The 18,998-nt window shown below is 71.0% G+C and carries 19 protein-coding genes and 1 tRNA gene; 5 read left to right on the forward strand and 15 right to left on the reverse strand.

The window, feature by feature from the left end; translation table 11 throughout:
* The first annotated feature begins 27 nt into the window (after positions 1 to 27).
* The gene (locus tag N1028_RS00955) at positions 28 to 1,122 is read left to right on the forward strand and encodes an SDR family NAD(P)-dependent oxidoreductase (RefSeq protein ID WP_259524873.1); all 1,095 of its coding nucleotides are present in this window, start codon (positions 28 to 30) and stop codon (positions 1,120 to 1,122) included.
* A 38-nt stretch (positions 1,123 to 1,160) separates the two neighbouring features.
* Positions 1,161 to 1,967, forward strand: a complete 807-nt coding sequence (locus N1028_RS00960; protein ID WP_259524874.1) for an alpha/beta fold hydrolase — start codon at positions 1,161 to 1,163, stop codon at positions 1,965 to 1,967.
* A gap of 129 nt (positions 1,968 to 2,096) precedes the next feature.
* Here the strand turns inward: N1028_RS00960 and ftsY are convergent, their stop codons facing one another.
* The 5 genes from ftsY to N1028_RS00985 all read right to left on the reverse strand — a co-directional run bounded on the left by ftsY (position 2,097) and on the right by N1028_RS00985 (position 5,802).
* Positions 2,097 to 2,972: a signal recognition particle-docking protein FtsY gene (gene ftsY, locus N1028_RS00965; RefSeq protein ID WP_259524875.1), complete on the reverse strand. Its 876-nt coding sequence runs from the start codon at positions 2,970 to 2,972 to the stop codon at positions 2,097 to 2,099.
* A gap of 4 nt (positions 2,973 to 2,976) precedes the next feature.
* The gene (locus tag N1028_RS00970; RefSeq protein ID WP_259524876.1) at positions 2,977 to 3,243 is read right to left on the reverse strand and encodes a mycoredoxin; all 267 of its coding nucleotides are present in this window, start codon (positions 3,241 to 3,243) and stop codon (positions 2,977 to 2,979) included.
* Positions 3,243 to 4,220, reverse strand: a complete 978-nt coding sequence (locus N1028_RS00975) for a ribose-phosphate diphosphokinase (RefSeq protein WP_259524877.1) — start codon at positions 4,218 to 4,220, stop codon at positions 3,243 to 3,245. Before N1028_RS00975 ends, N1028_RS00970 begins: the two co-directional genes overlap by 1 nt.
* Complete coding sequence (gene glmU, locus N1028_RS00980) at positions 4,221 to 5,693, reverse strand: bifunctional UDP-N-acetylglucosamine diphosphorylase/glucosamine-1-phosphate N-acetyltransferase GlmU (RefSeq protein ID WP_259524878.1); 1,473 nt, start codon at positions 5,691 to 5,693, stop codon at positions 4,221 to 4,223.
* A 37-nt stretch (positions 5,694 to 5,730) separates the two neighbouring features.
* Positions 5,731 to 5,802 (reverse strand) — tRNA-Gln (locus N1028_RS00985).
* 60 nt (positions 5,803 to 5,862) lie between these two features.
* Between N1028_RS00985 and N1028_RS00990 the strand changes: the two genes are divergently transcribed.
* Positions 5,863 to 6,429, forward strand: a complete 567-nt coding sequence (locus tag N1028_RS00990; RefSeq protein WP_259524879.1) for a MarR family winged helix-turn-helix transcriptional regulator — start codon at positions 5,863 to 5,865, stop codon at positions 6,427 to 6,429.
* A gap of 5 nt (positions 6,430 to 6,434) precedes the next feature.
* Here N1028_RS00990 and N1028_RS00995 read toward each other — a convergent pair whose 3' ends face one another.
* The gene (locus N1028_RS00995; protein ID WP_259524880.1) at positions 6,435 to 8,276 is read right to left on the reverse strand and encodes an ABC-F family ATP-binding cassette domain-containing protein; all 1,842 of its coding nucleotides are present in this window, start codon (positions 8,274 to 8,276) and stop codon (positions 6,435 to 6,437) included.
* A gap of 58 nt (positions 8,277 to 8,334) precedes the next feature.
* On the opposite strand from N1028_RS00995, the gene N1028_RS01000 reads away from it, so the two are divergent.
* Positions 8,335 to 9,183: a spermidine synthase gene (locus N1028_RS01000; RefSeq protein WP_259524881.1), complete on the forward strand. Its 849-nt coding sequence runs from the start codon at positions 8,335 to 8,337 to the stop codon at positions 9,181 to 9,183.
* A gap of 31 nt (positions 9,184 to 9,214) precedes the next feature.
* On the opposite strand, the gene N1028_RS01005 is transcribed toward N1028_RS01000, so the two are convergent.
* The 3 genes from N1028_RS01005 to N1028_RS01015 are packed head-to-tail and all read right to left on the reverse strand — an operon-like array spanning position 9,215 to position 11,586.
* Entirely contained in the window at positions 9,215 to 9,844 is a 630-nt protein-coding gene (locus N1028_RS01005; protein WP_259524882.1) for a Pr6Pr family membrane protein, read from the reverse strand.
* A gap of 9 nt (positions 9,845 to 9,853) precedes the next feature.
* Complete coding sequence (locus tag N1028_RS01010) at positions 9,854 to 11,164, reverse strand: RNA polymerase sigma factor (protein ID WP_259524883.1); 1,311 nt, start codon at positions 11,162 to 11,164, stop codon at positions 9,854 to 9,856.
* The gene (locus N1028_RS01015; protein ID WP_259524884.1) at positions 11,161 to 11,586 is read right to left on the reverse strand and encodes a YciI family protein; all 426 of its coding nucleotides are present in this window, start codon (positions 11,584 to 11,586) and stop codon (positions 11,161 to 11,163) included. The genes N1028_RS01010 and N1028_RS01015 overlap by 4 nt, the downstream gene beginning before the upstream one ends.
* A gap of 112 nt (positions 11,587 to 11,698) precedes the next feature.
* Between N1028_RS01015 and N1028_RS01020 the strand changes: the two genes are divergently transcribed.
* The gene (locus N1028_RS01020; RefSeq protein ID WP_259524885.1) at positions 11,699 to 12,238 is read left to right on the forward strand and encodes an adenine phosphoribosyltransferase; all 540 of its coding nucleotides are present in this window, start codon (positions 11,699 to 11,701) and stop codon (positions 12,236 to 12,238) included.
* Here the strand turns inward: N1028_RS01020 and N1028_RS01025 are convergent.
* Genes N1028_RS01025 through N1028_RS01050 form a run of 6 tightly spaced genes read right to left on the reverse strand, consistent with a single transcriptional unit; the run spans position 12,235 to position 18,884 of the window.
* Positions 12,235 to 13,170, reverse strand: a complete 936-nt coding sequence (locus N1028_RS01025) for a 4-(cytidine 5'-diphospho)-2-C-methyl-D-erythritol kinase (protein ID WP_259524886.1) — start codon at positions 13,168 to 13,170, stop codon at positions 12,235 to 12,237. The two genes, N1028_RS01020 and N1028_RS01025, sit on opposite strands and share 4 nt — an antisense overlap.
* A gap of 36 nt (positions 13,171 to 13,206) precedes the next feature.
* A complete protein-coding gene (locus N1028_RS01030; RefSeq protein ID WP_259524887.1) occupies positions 13,207 to 14,223 on the reverse strand; it encodes a nucleoside hydrolase in 1,017 nt (338 codons plus the stop codon).
* Positions 14,220 to 15,119, reverse strand: a complete 900-nt coding sequence (locus N1028_RS01035; protein WP_259524889.1) for an ABC transporter permease — start codon at positions 15,117 to 15,119, stop codon at positions 14,220 to 14,222. The genes N1028_RS01030 and N1028_RS01035 overlap by 4 nt, the downstream gene beginning before the upstream one ends.
* Positions 15,119 to 16,198: an ABC transporter permease gene (locus tag N1028_RS01040; protein ID WP_259524890.1), complete on the reverse strand. Its 1,080-nt coding sequence runs from the start codon at positions 16,196 to 16,198 to the stop codon at positions 15,119 to 15,121. The genes N1028_RS01035 and N1028_RS01040 overlap by 1 nt, the downstream gene beginning before the upstream one ends.
* The gene (locus tag N1028_RS01045) at positions 16,195 to 17,841 is read right to left on the reverse strand and encodes an ABC transporter ATP-binding protein (RefSeq protein ID WP_259524891.1); all 1,647 of its coding nucleotides are present in this window, start codon (positions 17,839 to 17,841) and stop codon (positions 16,195 to 16,197) included. Before N1028_RS01045 ends, N1028_RS01040 begins: the two co-directional genes overlap by 4 nt.
* Entirely contained in the window at positions 17,838 to 18,884 is a 1,047-nt protein-coding gene (locus N1028_RS01050) for a BMP family ABC transporter substrate-binding protein (protein WP_259524893.1), read from the reverse strand. Before N1028_RS01050 ends, N1028_RS01045 begins: the two co-directional genes overlap by 4 nt.
* Positions 18,885 to 18,998 lie beyond the last annotated feature (114 nt).

An 18,998-nucleotide genomic window follows, 5' to 3' on the forward strand; every position in this document is an offset into this window, starting at 1 on the left:
CTCCCGACGAGAAAGCGAACCCCGACCATGGCCTCCTCCCCCACCCGCCTCAGCGGCGACTCCTCCATCTCGACCTGGCTCGACGACCCGATCGGCGGACCCGTGCTGCGGGAGCTGCTCGCGCAGTCGGGACAGACTGCCGACGTGTTCCGGCCGGTGCGCCGGCTGGCTCTGAAGCGGCTGGTGAAGCTGAGTAAGGGGCAGTTCACCCAGGAGATCATTGACGAGCTGGTGGCGCGGGTGGAGGCCGTCGGCGTGAGCCCGGACGGCGTGGCAGGGGCGGACGCCGCTGGGGCGAGCGCGGCCGTCGAAGACGAGACCGCCGAGACCGAGCTCGGCGTCGTCGCCGTGGAACGCCCCGAATGGGTCGAGCGCATCGACTCCGGCCGGTTCGCCGGGCGCACCGTCATCGTCACGGGTGCGGGCTCCGGCATCGGCCGCGCCACGGCCTCACGTGTGGCGCGCGAAGGCGGCCGGGTGGTCGCCGTGGACATCTCGGCCGAGCGCCTCGACGAGTTCGTGGCGGAGCATCCGGATGCCGAGGTCGTGGGCGTGGTCGCCGACATCACCGACGACGCAGGCGTCGCCTCGATCGTGGCCGCCGCCGGGGAGCGGATCGACGGCCTCGCCAACATCGCCGGCATCATGGACGACATGACACCGGTGGGCGAGGTGACCGACGCCGTGTGGAGCCGCGTGTTCGCCATCAACGTCGACGGCACCATGAAGCTCATGCGCGCTGTCATCCCGGCCATGCTGGGGCAGGGCGGCGGCTCGATCGTGAACACCGCGAGCGAGGCCGCCCTCCGCGGTTCGGCCGCCGGGGTCGCATACACGGCCTCGAAGCACGCCGTGGCCGGGCTCACGAAGAGCACGGCGTTCATGTACGGTCCGAGCGGCATCCGCGTGAACGCCGTCGCCCCCGGCCCCACGATCACGAACATCGAGGCGACCTTCGCCTCACCGCTCGGGGCAGCGCGCGTGCGGCAGGCGATGACGCTGCTGCCGGATGCCGTGGAGGCCGACGCCCTCGCCGCGTCGATCACGTTCCTGCTGAGCGACGACGGCGTGAACGTCAACGGCGTCATCCTTCCCTCGGATGGCGGGTGGTCGGTCGCCTGAGCGGCGTGACGGCCTCTTCGCGCGGGTAGCGTGGAGGGATGGATGCCGCAGCCAACCCCCTCGACGGAGTGCGGATCGCCTACCGCGTGACCCCGGCATCCGAGACCGTCGACCCGGGGGCCACTCCGCTCGTGCTCGTGCACGGCACTGCTCTCTCGCAGGCCATCTGGCGCGGCTTCGGCTACCTCAAGGCCTTCAGCCCCGAGCGCCCCGTGGTAACCCTCGACCTCCGCGGGCACGGGCGCAGCGGCAAGCCCCGCGACGAGGCGTCGTATGCCATGGACCGCTTCCAGACCGACGTGCTCGCCGTGCTCGACGAGGTGGGCATCGAGCGCTCCCACTACCTCGGCTACTCGCTCGGCGCGCGCGTGGGCTTCTCGCTCGCCGCCGAGCACCCCGAGCGGCTCGCGAGCTTCACGAGCCTCGGCGGCGCGCCGGGCACGGGCCGCGGCGCCTTCGACCGGGTGTTCTTCGAGGGCGCGGTGGCCTCCCTCGAGCGCGGCGGGATGCCGGCGTTCCTCGCCGGCTGGGAACGCGCATCCGGGCACCCCGTGGACCCGCTCACCCGGCAGGCCTTCGAGGCGAACGACGGCGCCGCCCTCGCCGCCTACATGCGCGCCAACGACGGCGACGTGCGCGTGACGGATGCCGCGATCTCGGCCTTCCCCATGCCCGTGCTGCTGCTCGCCGGCACGCGCGACCCCGAGCGCCTCCGCGCCGCCGAGCACGTGCACGGCCTCCTGCCGCACTCGACCCTGCACACCCTCGACGCCGCCACCCACGGCGACACCCCCCGCCACCCCCAGGTCATCCCCCTCCTGAGGAACTTCCTAGCGAGCGCCTAGGCATCCGAAGGCAGCCGGGCCCGCCCGCACCCGAAAGCCGCTGGGCCCACCCGCTGCACCCAGAGTGAGGCCCCGGCCGCGAAGCGACCGGAGCCGAACATGCTGCCGTTGAGCCGGGCAGGGACCGGCTCAACCCACCAGATTCTGCGCGAAGACGTGCGGCGTGAACCCCGTGAGGTCGTTGATCCCCTCGCCCTGGCCCACGAGCTTGATGGGGATGCCCGTCTTCTCCTGCACGGCGAGCACGAAGCCCGCCTTGGCGGAGCCGTCGAGCTTGGTGATGACGAGGCCGGTGACGCCCGCGTGCTGGATGAACGCATCCGCCTGGGCGAGCCCGTTCTGCCCGGTCGTGGCGTCGAGCACGAGCAGCACCTCGGCGACGGGTGCCTGCTTCTCGATGACGCGGCGGATCTTGCCGAGCTCGTCCATCAGGCCGCCCTTGGTCTGCAACCGGCCGGCGGTGTCGATGATCACGATCTCGGTGCCCGTGCGCTTGGCCATCTCGATGGTCTGGAAGGCGACCGAGGCCGGATCCTGACCCTCGTGCTGCGGGCGCACGACGGCGGCGCCCGCACGCTCGGCCCAGGTGGCGAGCTGCTCCACGGCGGCGGCGCGGAACGTGTCGGCCGCGCCGACGACGACCGTGCGGTCGAAGGTCTTCAGGAACCGGGCGAACTTGCCGATGGTCGTGGTCTTGCCGACGCCGTTGACGCCGACCACGAGCACCACGGCGGGCCGCTCGGTGAGCTTGAGCGTGGAGTCGTACTTCGAGAGGCGCTCCTCGATCGACTCCCGGAGCATCCGCTGCAGGTCGCGCGGGTCGGTCGTGGAGTAGCGCTGCACCTTCGCGCGCAGGTCGGCCACGACCTCCTCGGTGACGCTCGGGCCGAAGTCGGCCTTCAGCAGAGCGTCTTCGAGGTCGTCCCAGGTGTCGGCGTCGATGGTGCGCTTCTGGAACATGCCCCGGAGGGCCCCCGACAGCGACCAGGGGGTGCGATCGGCCACGGGGTCAGCCGATCCGCTCGGCGACCTCACGGGCCGACGGGTTGGTGGCCGTCGAGCCGTCGGGGAACACGACGGTCGGAACGGTCTGGTTGCCGCCGTTGACCGCGGCCACGAGCTCGGCCGTGCCCTCGACCTCTTCGATGTTGACCTCGGTGTAGCCGATGCCCTGCTTGTCGAGCTGCGACTTCAGCCGCGCGCAGTAGCCGCACCAGCTGGTCGAGAACATCGTGATCGAGCCGGCTGCGGGGGTGAAGGTGGCGATGTCGGCCATCAGGCGTCTCCGTCGAACATGGTGGTGACCGAGCCGTCGGAGAAGACCTCGTGGATGGCTCGGGCGACGAGTGGGGCGATCGGGAGCACCGTGAGGCGGTCCCAGTGCTTCTCGGGGGGAAGCGGGAGGGTGTCGGTGACGACGACCTGGTCGATGAACTCGGATTGCAGGATGCTCGTGGCCGGGTCGGAGAACACGGCGTGGGTGGCGGCGACCACGACGCCCGTGGCCCCGTTGGCCTTCAGCGCCTCGGCGGCGGCCACGATGGTGCGGCCGGTGTCGATGAGGTCGTCGACGAGGAGGCACACGCGGCCGTTCACGTCTCCGACGATCTCGTGCACGCTCACCTGGTTGGGCACCCGCGGGTCGCGGCGCTTGTGGATGATGGCGAGGGGCACCCCGAGCTTGTCGCTCCAGATGTCGGCCACACGCACGCGGCCCATGTCGGGGCTCACGACCGTGAGGGTGGCGGGGTCGAGGGACTTCCGCATGTGCTCGAGCAGCACGGGCATGGCGAAGAGGTGGTCGACGGGGCCATCGAAGAAGCCCTGGATCTGCGCGGCGTGCAGGTCGACCGACATGATGCGATCGGCGCCCGCGGCCTTGAAGAGGTCGGCCACGAGGCGGGCCGAGATGGGCTCCCGCCCGCGGCCTTTCTTGTCCTGGCGCGCGTAGGGGTAGAAGGGCGCGACCACGGTGATGCGCTTGGCGCTCGCGCGCTTCAGGGCGTCGACCATGATCAGCTGCTCCATCAGCCACTCGTTGATGGGAGCGGTGTGCGACTGGATGACGAACACGTCGCTGCCGCGCACGCTCTCGCCGTAGCGGATGTAGAGCTCACCGTTGGCGAATGTGCGCGCCTCGGTCTCGACGAGGTCGGTGCCGAGTTCGGCCGCGATGTCCTCCGCCAGCTTCGGATGCGCTCGTCCTGAGACGACGACGAGACTCTTCTCTCCGCTGGCCTTGATTCCGGACACCTATTCTCCGCTCTGTACGGCCTGTTCGGCCTGCTCGTGCCCTGCACCGTCGGGCCCCGCTGCTCGCGCGGCCGTCGCGGCGTCCGATCCGGGCCGATTCGACTCGACCCACCCGGCCATGTTCCTCTGCGGCGCCACGTTGATCGCGAGCGAACCGGCCGGAACGTCCTTGCGGACGACCGTTCCCGCTCCCGTGTAGGCGCCGTCACCAATCCTAACCGGGGCGACGAAGACGTTGTGCGATCCGGTGCGCACGTGCGACCCCACCTGGGTACGGTGCTTGTTCACGCCGTCGTAGTTCGCCGTGATGGTGCCCGCGCCCACGTTGGAGCCGATGCCGACCTCGGTGTCGCCGATGTAGGAGAGGTGCGGCACCTTGCTGCCGGCGCCGATGTGCGAGTTCTTCGTCTCGACGAACGTGCCGATCTTGCCGTCCTCGTCGAGCACCGTGTTGGGGCGGAGGAAGGCGAAGGGGCCGACGGATGCCCGCGGGCCGATCACCGAGAGCGTCGCGTCGGTGCGCTTCACGACGGCACCCTCCCCCACCTCGCAGTCGACGAGCGTGGTGTCGGGCCCCACGACCGCGCCGCTCGCGATGCTCGTGGCGCCCTTGATCTGGGTGCCGGGGAGCAAGGTGACGTCGGGGGCGAGGCTCGCCTTGAGGTCGATCCAGGTGGTCGCCGGATCCTGCACCGTCACGCCGTTCAGCTGCCACCCGCGCACGATCAGTGCGTTGAGCTTCGCGGCCGCCTCGGAGAGCTGGGCGCGGTCATTGACCCCGGCCACGAGCCACGACTCGGAGACGGGCACGGCGGCCACGTCGGATCCGGCGCGGCGGAGGAGGCCGATGACGTCGGTGAGGTACTTCTCGCCCTGCGCGTTGGCGGTGGTGACCTGGGCGAGCTGGTCGCGGAGCTCGGCGAGGCCGAAGACGTAGACGCCCGCGTTGATCTCGCGGAGGGCGAGCTCGGAATCGCTGGCGTCCTTCTGCTCGACGATGCGGTCGAGCATACCGTCGGCGGTGCGCACGATGCGGCCGTAGCCCGTGGCGTCGTCAGGCTCGGCCGAGAGCAGGGTGGCCTTGGCACCGCTCGCTCGGTGACCTTTGACGAGGTCCGCGAGCGTCGCGGCGTCCAGAAGTGGCACGTCGCCCGAGACCACGAGCACGTCGCCGTCGAAGTCGTCGGGAAGCGCTGTGAGGGCCTGCTCGACGGCGCGACCGGTGCCGGGCAACTCGTCCTGGTCGACTACCAGGGAGGAGGGGAAGTGGTCGTGGATGACCTCGACCACGCGGTCGCGCTCGTGCCGCACCACGCTCACCGTGTAGGCGGCGTCGAGCTGGCCGGCGGTGGCGAGCACGTGTCCGATGAGGGGCACCCCCGCGATCTCGTGCAGGAGCTTCGGAGTGGACGACTTCATCCTCGTGCCCTGGCCGGCGGCCAGGACGATGATGGCGAGACGGGTGTCGGTCATGGCGTTCCTCTTCCGGGTTCAGGAGCGGCGAAGCCCGCTCCGCCTCCAGGGTTCGAACCTAGACCTAACAGCTCCAAAGGCTGTCGTGCTGCCATTACACCAAGGCGGAACACCGGGTGTCCGATGCAATGAACCAGTCTGCCAGACCCGGGCTGGGGATAATGGGGGGATGAGCATTAGGGATCCGCGCGACACGGTCGACGAGATCGTGGAGGCGTGGATGCGTGAGCATCCCGACCTCGACTTCTCGCCGCTCAAGGTGCTCTCGCGCGTGTCGCGGCTCGCGAAGCAGCTGGAACGGACTCGCCGCGCCTCCTTCGCCACCGCCGACCTCGAGACCTGGGAGTTCGACGTGCTCGCCGCGCTCCGCCGGGCCGGGGGCCCGCACGAACTCAGCCCCAAGGCGCTGCTCGAGCAGACCTACGTGTCGAGCGGCACCATGACGAACCGCATCGACGGAATGGTGCGGCGGGGCCTCGTGGAGCGGCGCACCGATCCCAACGACGGGCGCGGCGTGCTCGTCTCGATGACGACCGAAGGCCGCGACCGCGTCGACGCCGCCATCTCCCACCTGGTCGCGGCCGAGTCGGAGCTCCTCTCGGGCCTCAACAAGGCCGACCAGGAGCGCCTCGCGACCCTCCTCCGTCGCCTCTCGATCGAGATGCACGCTGGAGCTGGAAAGAGCGCATCGCGCTCTCGCGACGCCAGTGCCGAGCCGGCTGTGCCGGATCGGTAGCGGCCTCAGTCGAGGAGTTCGGAGAGTTCGAGCCAGCGGGTCTCGTGGTCGGCGATCTGGGCCTCGAGGGTCTGGAGCTCGGAGGTGAGAGCGCCGAGGCCGACGTAGTCGGACTGGTCGAACTCGGCGATGCGGTGGTGCAGGGTGTCGATCTGGCCCGTGAGCTTGTTGATCTTGCGCTCGAGGGAGGAGCGCTCCTTCTCGGCGTTCCGGAGCTCGGCGCCGGTCAGAGCGGGAGCGCCCGACGCGGTCGTGGCAGCCGCAGCCCCACCACCCGCTGCGGGCAGGCTCGAGGAGGTGCCGCCAGGGCCGCGGTCGCGCGCACGCGCATCCGCCGAACCGGCGCCCTGGGAGCGCAGTGTGAGGTACTGCTCGAGACCGCCGGGAAGGTGACGGAAGCGGTGGTCGAGCACCGCGTACTGCTGGTCGGTGACGCGCTCGAGCAGGTAGCGGTCGTGCGAGACCACGAGGAGAGTGCCGGGGAAGGAGTCGAGGAGATCCTCGAGGGCCGCCAGCATGTCGGTGTCGAGGTCGTTGGTGGGCTCGTCGAGGATGAGCACGTTGGGCTCGTCGAGAAGGATCAGCAGGAGCTGCAGGCGGCGCTTCTGGCCACCGCTCAGGTCTTTCACGGGGGTCATCAGCTGCGCGCTCGTGAAGCCGAGGCGCTCGAGCAGCTGTCCTGGCGTGAGCTCCTTGCCCCCGGCCACGTAGGAGGTGCGGTAGCGGCCGATGACCTCGCTCACGCGGTCGTTCTTGACGTCCTCGAGCTCTGCGAGCTGCTGAGTGAGGGTCGCGATCTTGACGGTCTTGCCGCGCTTGACGCGGCCGGTCGTGGCCTCGACCGCTCCCGTCACGAGACCGAGCAGGGTCGACTTGCCGGCCCCGTTGACGCCGAGGATGCCCGTGCGCTCGCCCGGCGCGATCCGCCACTCCACGCCCTCGAGCACGAGCTTGTCGCCGAACGACACCGAGACGTCGAGGATGTCGACGACGTCCTTGCCGAGACGGGCGGTGGCCATCTGGGTGAGCGAGACGGTGTCGCGCACGGGAGGCTCGTCGGCGATCAGCTCGGCCGCCGCGTCCATGCGGAACTTCGGCTTCGACGTGCGGGCGGGAGCTCCCCGGCGCAGCCACGCGAGCTCCTTCTTCATGAGGTTCTGCCGCTTGGACTCCATCACGTTCGCCATGCGGTCGCGCTCGACGCGCTGCAGGATGTACGCCGCGTAGCCTCCCTCGAAGGGCTCGATGATGCGGTCGTGCACCTCCCAGGTGTCGGTGGACACCTCGTCGAGGAACCAGCGGTCGTGCGTCACGACCGCGAGTCCGCCGGAGCCCGCGGGCCAGCGGCGCTTGAGGTGCTGCGCGAGCCAGGCGATGCCCTCGACGTCGAGGTGGTTGGTGGGCTCGTCGAGGAAGATGACGTCCCAGTCGCCCACGAGGAGGGCCGCGAGCGCGACCCGGCGGCGCTGGCCGCCCGAGAGGGTGCCGATGACGGCGTTCCAGTCGACGTCGCCGAGGAGACCCCCGATGACGTCGCGGACGAGCGGATCGCCCGCCCACTCGTGCTCGTCGAGGTCGCCGACGACGGCCTGCGCCACCGTCTTCGTGGAGTCGACGGTGTCGGCCTGATCGAGCATCCCGAGCGTCACGCCGCGGCGGCGGGTCACGCGTCCGCTGTCGGGTTCGATGCGGCCCGAGAGCAGGGAGAGCAGGGTCGACTTGCCGTCGCCGTTGCGGCCGACGATGCCGATGCGGTCACCCTCGTTCAGGCCCACGGTCACGGAATCGAAGATGACCCTGGTCGGATATTCGAGATGGAGCGCCTCAGCGCCCAGGAGATGAGCCACCCGTCGAGGCTACCGTGCCGCGGCTGGGCGCCCGCCCGGCCCCGCGTACACTGTGCGGATGCCCTCGGATCGCCGGTCGTTCTCGCTTCGGATCAACCGGAGGAAGGTGAAGCTCCGGCAGGTCGACAAACCGTCCCGCAGCTTCGAGCTCTCGGTCGGCGGGATCCCCCAGTCGGTCGTCTCGCTCGAGGATCCGCGCCGGCTCGCCTACCCGTACATCCGCCACATCGGCCGGATGATCGATGCCGCCGCGCCCGCCCGCACTCCCCTGCGGGTCGCGCACCTGGGCGCCGGCGGACTCACGCTGCCGCGCTACGTGGCCGTGACGCGCCCCGGGTCGCAGCAGATCGTGGTCGAGTTCGAGCGCGAGGTGCTCGATGCCGTGCTCGAGGCTCTCCCGCTGCCCGAGCCGAACGACATCCAGGTGCTCTACGGCGACGCCCGCGAGATCGCCGCCGCCCCGGTCGCACCGCCCTGGCAGGACGCGGCTTTCATCGTCGTCGACCTCTGGGACGCAGCGATCATCCGCGCCCATGTGGCCAGCCGGGAGTTCTACGCGCTCGTCGCGGCCCGCCTGGCAGCGGGCGGTGTCGTGGCGGTCAACCTGCTCGACGGGCATCCGTTCGACTACGCCCGGCGACAGGCGGCGACGCTCGCCGGTCTGTTCGCGCACGTGGCCGTGGTGCTCGACTTCGAGCCCGAGGACGACGAAGGTCCGCTCGGCAACGTGGTGGTGGTGGCGAGCGAATCACCCCTCGCGGTGGCGGAGCGCCCGGAGCTGCTCGGCGAGCCGCGGCCGCACCTGCTGCACGGGGCCGAGCTCGAGCGCTGGATCGGCGGGGCGGCGCCCATGACCGACGCGGATGCGACCGACTCCCCCGACCCCGACGACCCCCGCTGGGCCTGAGCCGCCGATCCCGGATGCGCTGGGACCCCGCTCAGCCGCGCAGTATGCGGGTGCGGCTGAGCGCCACGACGACGACCGCCATGAGGCCGATGAACCCCGCGATCGCGACGACGTAGACCGCGACCGCGCCGTAGCCGCCTGGCTGCGCCGGGTTCAGGAACGGATACGGATACCAGCCGACGATCGGTCCCCTGATCATCGTGTAGACCGACCACACGAGCGGGAACGCGACGATGGCCCCGATGGCCGACCACCTCAGCGGCGACTTGCCCGGCGTGAGGATCCACACCACGACGACGTAGATCGGCGCCACCAGGTGCAGCACCTCGTTCGACCACGGCACCGTGCTGCCCTGGTCGAGGGAGATCGAGCGCAGGAGCAGGTTGTAGACCACGCCGGTGGTGGCCATGTAGGTCACGACGGCCGCGAGCGACAGGTTGTACCAGGCCGGATCGCGCCGCACCGTGAAGGAGTAGTAGGCGCCGACGAGCAGGGCGAGCGCCGCCAGGGCGTTGGAGAGGATGGTGAAGTAGCTGAAGAAGTTCACCAGGAAGTGCGGCACGTCGGGCACGAGAGCGATGCTGTGCACGAGCTGCGCCACGATCGCCGCGATGATGACACCGGCCGCGACGATGCGGATGACCCCGAACACTCTGCGCATGGCCACACTCTAGCGGCGGCCTTCGCCGCCTCCGGCCGGCTTCCCGGCGGCGGCCGCCTTGTCCCGCAGCACCGCCCGCTCGCGATCGTTGCGGGCGAGCGCGGCGGCGGCCTCGAACTCCGCGCGGGCCTCCTCTGGGCGCCCGAGGCGCGCGAGCAGCTCCCCGCGCACGCTCGGCAGCAGGTGGGACGCGGCGAGCGCTCCACCCTCCCGCAGCTCGTCGACGATCGGCAGAGCGGATGCCGGTCCCGACGCCATCGAGACCGCCACCGCCCGGTTGAGGTCGACGAACGGATTCGGCGCGGTCCGCCCGAGGGCCTCGTAGAGCAGCACGATCCTCGCCCAGTCGGTCGCGTCGACGCTCGACGCCACGGCATGGCACTCGGCGATCGCGGCCTGCAGCGCGTAGCTGCCGCGGCTGCGACCGAGCCGCCGCGAGAGGTCGTCGGCGCGCGCGAGCACCGCGCGCCCACGGCCGATCCGCGAGCGGTCCCACCGGGTCCGATCCTGGTCGTCGAGCAGCACAGGGGTGCCGTCGGCCCGCTCCCGCGCGCGGAACCTCGACGCCTGGAACTCCATCAGGGCCACGAGCCCATGCACCTCGGGCTCACTCGGCAGGAGGCTCTCGAGCACCCGGCCGAGCCGGAGCGCCTCCGCGGCGAGCTCTCCCCGGATCCAGCGGTCGCCCGCCGTGGCCGCGTACCCCTCCGTGAACACGAGGTACACGACACCGAGCACGGGCCCGAGCCGGGCGCGCCACTCCGCGGGCTCCGGCACCTCGAACGGCACCTTCGCGGCTGCGAGCGTCTTCTTCGCCCGCACGATCCGCTGCTGCACCGTCGAGACGGGCACGAGGAAGAGCCGCGCGATCTCCTCGGTGGTGAGCCCGCCCACGACCTTGAGGGTGAGCGCCACCTGCGCCTCCCGGGAGAGCACCGGGTGGCAGGCGGTGAAGACGAGCCGCAGCACGTCGTCGGAGATCGGCTCCCAGACGTCACCGGCGCCGGAGGCCGACTCCTCGAGCCCGTGGGCGATCATCCGGTGCCGCTCGTCGAGGCGCTCGCGGCGGCGCCAGACGTCGATCGCCTTGCGCTTGGCGACGGCGGTGAGCCAGGCGGCCGGGTTCTCCGGCACGCCTGACGCCGGCCACTGGCGGAGGGCGTCGAGCACGGCCTCCTGCGCGAGGTCCTCGGCGAGCCCGAGGTCTCCCGTGAGGCGGGCGAGGGTGGCGACAACGTGCGATCCGTCGATGCGCCAGACGGCGTCGATCCGTCGCTGCAGAGCGACGTCGACACACTCGCCGGCCTGGCCCTCGGTCACCGCGCCGCCTGCTCCTCGCGCCAGCCCTCCTCCTTCTTCAGGAACTCGTTGTCCTGAAAGCCCTCGAAGTCGCTCATGTCGGTGACCCGGCGCACCTCGAGCTTGGAGCCCGCCCCGAGGGGTGCTCGCGACGCCCACTCGACCGCCTCCTCCTTGGAGGAGACCTCGAGCATCCAGAAGCCGCTGAACAGTTCGTGGGTCTCGCCGTAGGGGCCGTCGGTCACGATCGGGGCCTCGCCGCCGAACTCGACCACGAAGTTCTTCGACATGTCGTCGGCCAGGCCGTCACCCGCGAGGAGCACGCCGGCGTTCATCATGGCCTCGTTGTAGGCGCCCATCGCATTGATGATCTCCTCGAAGTCAGCCGCCTCGTACTCGGTCTTCGCCGCATCGGTCGATCGCATGATCAGCATGTACTTCATCGTCTTCTCCTCATCTCGGAGCCGCCCTTTGCGTGCTCCTACTCTGACGTCGAACGGCGGATGCACGGATCGACACGATCGGGAGAGAATCTCCGGCCCATACGATTGAACCGTGCCTGACACCCAGATCTCCACCCTCATCCGCTCCCGTCTGACCGAGACGCCCGACTTCCCGAGCCCCGGGATCCTCTTCCGCGACCTCTCGGGGCTGTTCGCCGACGGGGCCGCGCTTCGCGCGGTGGCCGACGAGCTCATCGAGGGCTTCGGGCCGATCGACGCCGTGGTGGGCGTCGAGGCACGCGGGTTCGTGCTGGGAGCGGCCGCCGCGGTGGCCGGCGGCCTCGGGATGCTCGCGGTGCGGAAGGCGGGCAAGCTCCCGGGCGAGGTGCTCGCCGAGAGCTACGAGCTCGAGTACGGCACCGCGACCCTCGAAGTGCACCCCGACAGCCTGCCGCGGGGCGCCCGCGTGGTGATCGTCGACGACGTGCTCGCGACCGGCGGCACCCTCACCGCCACGCTGCGGCTCATGGAGCGCGCGGGCTGGGAGGTCGCCGGCATCGCGGTCGTGATCGAGCTGTCGAGCGAGTTCGACGGCCGGGGCGTGCTCGCGGCGTCGACGGATGCGCCGGTGAAGGCCCTCGTGTCGTTCTAGTCGCCGACGACGCGGGCGCCGGCCACGGGGCCGGTGACGCGCACGACGTGGTGGCGTGCCGCGCTCAGCGCGATCTGCAGCTCGAGCGCGCCATCGAGGTCGGCGGCCAGGAAGGCGATCGTGGGGCCCGATCCGGAGACGATGCCGGCGAGGGCGCCGTTGGCCTCCCCCACCTCGAGCACGGCGCCGAGCCCCGGATGCAGGTGCAGCGAGGGCGCCTGGAGGTCGTTGTGCAGCGACTCGGCGAGCATGTGCGGGTCGCCCGCCCGAAGCGCCTGCAGCACGTCGGCCTCGACCTGCGGCTGGCCCTGGGCGGGGAAGATGTCCTGGGCGTGCCGCTCGCGGTGCCGGTCGAGCTCGCGGTAGACCTCCGGGGTCGAGAGCCCGCGCTCGGGCAGCACGAGCACCCACTGGAAGTGTCCCTTCGCGAGCGCGGGGCTGAGCTGGTCGCCGCGCCCCGTGCCGATGGCCGTGCCGCCCGTGAAGGCGAAGGGCACGTCGGCGCCGAGCTCGGAGGCCAGCGTCAGGAGCTCGTCGCGGCCGAGCTCCGTGCCCCAGAGCGCGTCGCACGCGAGCAGGGTGGCCGCGGCGTCAGCCGATCCGCCCCCCATGCCGCCGGCGATCGGCACGTTCTTCTCGATGCGGAGATGGGCGCCGCCACGGAAGCCCGTGGTGCGGGCGAGCAGCCGGGCCGCGCGGATGGCGAGGTTCGAGCCGTCGGTCTCGAGGCCCGAGGTGTCGATGTGCCCGCCGAACTCCACCGAGAAGTCGTCGGCCACGGTGGCGAAGACGTCTTCGTAGAGCGAGACGGCCTGGTAGGCGGTGGCGACGTCGTGGTAGCCGTCCTCCATCACCGCGCCCACCTTGAGGAACACGTTGATCTTGCCGGGGGCCCGCACGTGCACGGTCTTCAACTGGCCCCTGGTGGTCATGGATCCAACTTATCCCACCGCGCCAGCCGCTTTCGTTCAGCGCCCGGAGAGCACCCGCACGAAGTCGGCGAGGAAGGCCTCGCGGTCGACGCCCTGCACCACGAAGGTGTCGGGCGCGGCCTCGGTGGGCCAGCTCACGGGCAATCCTTCGGCGGTCTGCATGAGGTGCGCCCGGGTGAAGAAGCCGTCGGTCGTGATGTTGACCGGGCCCTCGACCGACTTCGTGATCCACTCCGGCTGCACGAGCAGCGCGGCCGCGAGACCGTCGTGGGCGGGCGAGACGCGGCGGCCCCAGGAGACCTGGTAGAAGTCCATGTAGGCCTCGAGGATCTGCGCCGAGAAGGTGCCCCACTCGGTGCCGGCGCGGTGCAGCGCCTGCACGGCCTGCTCGTCGACGATCGTGCCGGCGGTCACGTTGACCCCCACCATGACGAGCCGGTTGCGCGGCGCGGCGAACACACGCGCGGCGGCCTCGGCGTCGTTGTGGATGTTGGCGTCCACCATCTGCACGGTCCCGAGCGGCGGGAACGGGCCTGAGCCTCCCATGATGACGACCGAGCGGTAGAGCGTGAGCAGGTCGGGCTCGATCTCGAGCGCGAGCCCGAGGTTCGTGAGCGGGCCGATGGGCAGCAGGTCGTAGTAGCCGGGTCGCGAGCGGCCGAGCTCCACGAGCAGTTCCGCGGAGCTCAGCGGCGAGAGGTTCTTCGGGGTGAGCCGCTCGGGCCAGAGGTCGCCGAGGCCGTCGGCGCCGTGCACGTGCGCCGCGATCCGAGCCTCGCCGTCGATGGGGCCTGGGGCGCCCTTGGCCACGAGGGTGTCCTCGAGTCCGGCGACCTTCAGCACGCGGGCGATGTTCTCGAGCGCCGACTCCACGGGGGTGTTGCCGTAGACGCTCGTGATGGCCGAGATCTCGGCGTCGTCGCGGCCCGCCAGGTAGAGCAGGGCGAGGGCGTCGTCGATGCCCGTGTCGGTGTCGAGCACGATGTGGCGCACGCCGTCGTCTTCGATCGGGGTGACGGGGGTGGTGGCGGATGCGGGGTTCTGGCCGGTCATACCGAGACCTTTCTGGAGCGGGCGAAGCGGATGCGCGTGAGGACGAGCACCACGAGGGTGATGGCGTAGGGTGCGGCATCCGTGAGCTGCTGAGGGGCTCCGATGCCCTGCAGCCGGAAGCCGAGGGCCTCGGCCGCGCCGAACCCCAGGCAGGCCAGCGGCAGCCAGAGCGGGCGGCCCGCCACGAGCATGACCGCCGCGACCGCGATCCAACCGCGGCCCGCCGTCATGTTCTCGGTGAAGACCGTGACGTTGCCGAGCGCGAGCTGGGCGCCGGCGATGCCACAGAGGGCGCCGCCCAGGATCGTGGCCCACATCTGGAACGACGGGACGTTCACGCCGAGGCTCGCGGCGGCATCCGGATGCTCGCCCACACCACGCAGGCGAAGACCGGCCGGTGTCGCCTTCAGCCACAGGCCCACGGCCACGATCACGACGAAGGCGAGGGGCACGAGCAGAGTCTGGCCGGCGAAGATCGGGCCGATGACGGGGACGTCGGCGAGGAACCCCATCTTCGGCAGCCCCTCGAGGCCGCGAGGCGAGAACGATCCGGAGACGTCGAACAGCACGCGCAGGAGGAAACCCGTGAGGCCGAGGGCGAGGAGGTTCGTGCCGATCGCGATGATGATCGGATCGGCCTTCCAGCGCGCAGAGCCCACGGCGAGGATCACGGCGAACAGGGCGGTGCTGAGGAGTGCGATCAGCACGCCGCCCCAGGCGCTGCCGGTGTAGTAGCTGCCGGCCACGGCGGCGAAGGCGCCCCAGAGCATCTGCCCCTCGAGGGCGATGTTGAAGACGCCCACCTGGGCCGAGATCGCACCCGCGAGGGCGGCGTAGAGGATGGGCGTGGCCGCGAGGAGCACGGCGGCCACGAAGCTCAGCTCGAAGATCTGCATCAGGCGGAGCTCCGCTCGGTGCGGCGCTGGTCGAGCACGGTGCGGAGGGCGAGCACCACGATCACGACTCCCTGGAGCACATCGGAGAGCTGGCGCGGCACGTCGGCCGAGCGCTCCATCGACGCACCGCCGACCTGCAGGATCGTGAAGAGGATCGCGGTGACGGGGATGAGCGCCGGGCGCCCGCCGGCGAGCAGCGCCGCCGCGAGACCGGCGAAGGTGTAGCCGGGTGAGATGAGCGCGCCGTCGATGAGCCGGTAGGGCGAGGACATGACGATGATCGCGCCGACGATGCCGGCAGCCGCACCGGCCGCGGCCATCGCGCCGAAGGCCAGGCGGCCGACGCGCACTCCGCCGTAGGCGCCGAAGCGCCGGTTGGCACCCACCACGCGCAGCTCGAAGCCGACGGCGCTGCGGGAGTCGACCACGTAGAACGCGACCATCATCGCGATGATGACGAGGAGGCCGGTGTTGGAGTAGGAGAGGTCGCCGAGCGCCCACATCCGCCCCTGCTCGGGCAGCCGCGGGGTCTGGGCCACCGCGGAGCCGGCCTCGCCGATCTGGAACCGGAGGAGGTAGGAGACCACGGCCACGGCGATCGGCGACAGCAGGAGCGTGGAGATGATGATGGGGATGCCGAAGCGGGTGGCGAGCGGGGCCGACAGCGCGCCGAAGCCACCAGCGACGATGGCGGCGGCGAGCACGGCGAGCGGCACGAGCAGGATGCCGGGAAGCGGCACGTTGAGCGCGACCCAGGCCGCCGTGAGGCCGCCGAGCACCATCTGGCCGTTGCCGCCGAGGTTGAACTCGCCCATCCGGAGCGGGATCGCCGCCGCGAGGGCCATGCCGCAGATGAAGCCCCAGACCGAGAACGTGTAGTCGAGCTGGCGCGGATCGAGACTGCCCTCGAGCACGGCGGCGTAGGCGGTGAGCGGATCGAGTCCGGCCGCGGCGATGATGACGGCACCGATGAGGAGGGCGAGCACGACGGCGCCGAGGGGCACGACCGCGGGGTGGCGGAGGGCCGTGGCGAGCAGGCGCCTGGCGCGGGGCTGCGGCTTGGTGGGGGTGGAGGTCATGGGGTGCGGTCGGTCTCCGGCTCGGGCGCGGGGGTGTCGGCGGGCGCGGGTGCAGTGTCCGGCGCGGCCTCGGGTGCTGCTGCGGCCTCGGCGGCTCCGGCCATCGCGGCTCCGATGCGGGCCGTCGTGGCCTCGGCGGCGGAGAACTCCGCGACGACGCGACCGGAGTACATCACGACGATGCGGTCGGCCAGGGCGAGCAGCTCGCTGATCTCGTGCGAGACGAGCAGCACCGCTCCCCCGCCCGCCCGGTAGTCGAGCAGGCGCTGATGGATCGACTCGATGGCGCCGACGTCGACGCCCTGGGTGGGCTGCTCGGCGATGAGCACGGGGGCGCCGTGCGAGAGCTCGCGCGCGATGACGACCTTCTGCGCGTTTCCGCCCGAGAGCGCGCCGATCGGCTGCTGTTCGCCCGAGGTGCGCACGTCGTAGTCGGCGATGAGCTCGCGGGCACGGGCGAGCTCGGCTCTGATCGACATCCAGCCGCGGCGGAGACCCTTCGACGCGCCGATCGGAGCGGTGCGGTGGTGACCCAGGGTCACGTTCTCGGCCACCGAGAGGGTGACCGCGGTGCCCTCGCCACGACGGTCCTCGGGGATGACGGCGAGGCCCGCGGCTCGCCGGTCGCGCACCGATCGGCCGCCGACCTCCTCACCGAGGAGGCGGATGCGCCCCGAAGCGGCCTGCACGGTGCCGAGCACGGCGGCGACGAGCTCGTGCTGCCCGTTGCCGGAGACGCCCGCGACGCCGACGATCTCGCCGCGGTGCACGGTGAGCGAGACGTCGTGCACGGCAGGGGTGCGGGGGTCGCCCACGGTCACGTGATCGACCTCGAGCGCCACGGCACCCGTCGTGCCGGTGCCCGGGTTCCGCACCTCATCGATCTCGCGACCGGTCATGGCGTGCACGAGCGAGGCGCTCGTGGCCTCGCTCGTCGCGAAGCGGCCCGTGACGCGCCCGTCCCGGAGCACGGTGACCTCGTCGCTCACGGCGAGCACCTCGTGGATCTTGTGCGTGACGAGCACGACGGTGGTGCCGGCATCCGCTGCCCGCCTGATGACGGTGAAGAGAGAGGTGACCTCGCTCGGGGTGAGCACGGCGGTGGGCTCGTCGAGGATGAGGATGCGGGCGTCGCGGTGCAGGGCCTTGAGGATCTCGACGCGCTGGCGGGCGCCGGCGGAGAGCGATCCGACCACGGCGGTGGGCTCGGTCTCGAGGCCGTAGCGCTCGCTCAGCTCGCGCACGCGGGCCGCGGCGGCCCGGCGGTCGATGAGACCGGCCCTCGTGGGCTCGGCGCCGTAGACGACGTTGTCGGCCACGGTCATCGAGTCGAAGAGCCGGAAGTGCTGGTGCACCATGCCGAGACCGGCGGCGATCGCGTCGAGCGGCCCGTCGAACTGCACGGGCACGCCGTCGACGTGGATCTCGCCGGAGTCGGGCTTCAGCAGACCGAAGAGCATCGACATGAGGGTCGACTTGCCGGCACCGTTCTCGCCCATGACGGCGTGCACGGAACCGCGGCGCAGCACGAGATCGACGCCGTCGTTGGCCACGACGGCGCCGAATCTCTTGCCGATCCCGACGAGCTCGACCGCTGGAGCTGGCGACTCGCCGGTCACGGCTGCTGCGAGAGGTGGGGTCATCCCGCGGTCAGCGGGTCTGCCACGACGATCTCGCCCGAGATGATCTGGTCGCGGATGGCCGCGACCTGCTCGATGACCTCGGGGTGGTCGGCGATGAGGCACTCCGACTCCGCGACACCCTCCTCGAGACCGGTGAGCCCGACGCCGCCCTCGGCGAGGCCGTAGGCGGTGAAGCCGCCCGTGTTCCCGTCGAGGATGTCGCCGACCGAGTTCACGAGGGCGATGTCGACGCGCTTGATGGCGTTGTCGACCACGTTGCCGGGCGAGTCGAGGCACTGGTTGGTGTCCACGCCGAAGGCCTTGAAGCCGGTCTCGGCAGCGGCCTCGAACACGCCGAGGTTTCCGCCGGAGGCGGCGGCCTGCACATAGTCGGCTCCGCCGTCGGCGAGGATCTGCGCCTGCGCCTTGGAGCGGGCCTGGTCGCCGAACGGGTTGTCGCCGCCCACGTACTGCACGGCGGTGGCCACGTCGGGCTTGACGCTCTTGGCGCCCTCGAAGAACGGGTCGACCCAGCGGTGCAGGAACGGGGTGTCGAGCGAGGCGACCACGCCGATGTTGTTCGTCTGGGTGAGCAGGCCCGCCTCGACACCGGTGAGGTAGGTGGCTTCGTACTCCTTGAAGACGGCGGAGGTGAGGTTGTCGGTGGGCTCCTCGGCCGAGGTGTCGATCAGCAGGAACTGCTGGTCGGGGTAGTCGGCAGCGGCCTGCGTGATCTGGTCGAGCACGCTGAAGCTCACACCGATGATGATGCTCGGCTCCTCGCGCACGGCGGCGTCGATGTTCTGCTGGATGCTCGTGGGGTCTTCGCTCTCGTACACATCGACCGAGGCGTCGAACTCCTCGCCCGCCTGCACGGCGCCGTCGGCGGCGAGCTGCAGGAAGTTGTTCGAGCCGATGGGCGTCGGTGTGATGAGGATGATCGAGTTCTCGGTGTCGGTCGAGGCGTCGCCGCCCTCGCCGCCCGAGCTCGAGCACGCGGCCACGGAGACGAGGAGCCCGGCCGCCAGTGCGGCGGCGCCGGCTCGGCGCGCGATTTTCGACATGGAAGTCCCCTTACGGAAGGTCTGCTGTGAAGGCGTCCCGGCGAAGATGTGGCACACGCCTGGTCGGACCCTCCATTCTATCGAGACTCGCCGTCCCATCGCGCCCGGTGCGGA

Origin of the sequence: Herbiconiux oxytropis (assembly GCF_024979315.1) — a bacterium.
GTDB classification, from domain to species: domain Bacteria; phylum Actinomycetota; class Actinomycetes; order Actinomycetales; family Microbacteriaceae; genus Herbiconiux; species Herbiconiux oxytropis.

Excerpts from the sequence above, each read along its gene's own strand:
- N1028_RS00955 (WP_259524873.1), top strand. The coding sequence starts at position 28 with ATGGCCTCCTCCCCCACCCGCCTCAGCGGCGACTCCTCCATCTCGACC.
- N1028_RS00960 (WP_259524874.1), top strand. The coding sequence starts at position 1,161 with ATGGATGCCGCAGCCAACCCCCTCGACGGAGTGCGGATCGCCTACCGC.
- N1028_RS00970 (WP_259524876.1), bottom strand. The coding sequence starts at position 3,243 with ATGGCCGACATCGCCACCTTCACCCCCGCAGCCGGCTCGATCACGATG.
- glmU (WP_259524878.1), bottom strand. The coding sequence starts at position 5,693 with ATGACCGACACCCGTCTCGCCATCATCGTCCTGGCCGCCGGCCAGGGC.
- N1028_RS00990 (WP_259524879.1), top strand. The coding sequence starts at position 5,863 with ATGAGCATTAGGGATCCGCGCGACACGGTCGACGAGATCGTGGAGGCG.
- N1028_RS01000 (WP_259524881.1), top strand. The coding sequence starts at position 8,335 with ATGCCCTCGGATCGCCGGTCGTTCTCGCTTCGGATCAACCGGAGGAAG.
- N1028_RS01005 (WP_259524882.1), bottom strand. The coding sequence starts at position 9,844 with ATGCGCAGAGTGTTCGGGGTCATCCGCATCGTCGCGGCCGGTGTCATC.
- N1028_RS01015 (WP_259524884.1), bottom strand. The coding sequence starts at position 11,586 with ATGAAGTACATGCTGATCATGCGATCGACCGATGCGGCGAAGACCGAG.
- N1028_RS01025 (WP_259524886.1), bottom strand. The coding sequence starts at position 13,170 with ATGACCACCAGGGGCCAGTTGAAGACCGTGCACGTGCGGGCCCCCGGC.
- N1028_RS01030 (WP_259524887.1), bottom strand. The coding sequence starts at position 14,223 with ATGACCGGCCAGAACCCCGCATCCGCCACCACCCCCGTCACCCCGATC.
- N1028_RS01035 (WP_259524889.1), bottom strand. The coding sequence starts at position 15,119 with ATGCAGATCTTCGAGCTGAGCTTCGTGGCCGCCGTGCTCCTCGCGGCC.
- N1028_RS01040 (WP_259524890.1), bottom strand. The coding sequence starts at position 16,198 with ATGACCTCCACCCCCACCAAGCCGCAGCCCCGCGCCAGGCGCCTGCTC.
- N1028_RS01045 (WP_259524891.1), bottom strand. The coding sequence starts at position 17,841 with ATGACCCCACCTCTCGCAGCAGCCGTGACCGGCGAGTCGCCAGCTCCA.
- N1028_RS01050 (WP_259524893.1), bottom strand. The coding sequence starts at position 18,884 with ATGTCGAAAATCGCGCGCCGAGCCGGCGCCGCCGCACTGGCGGCCGGG.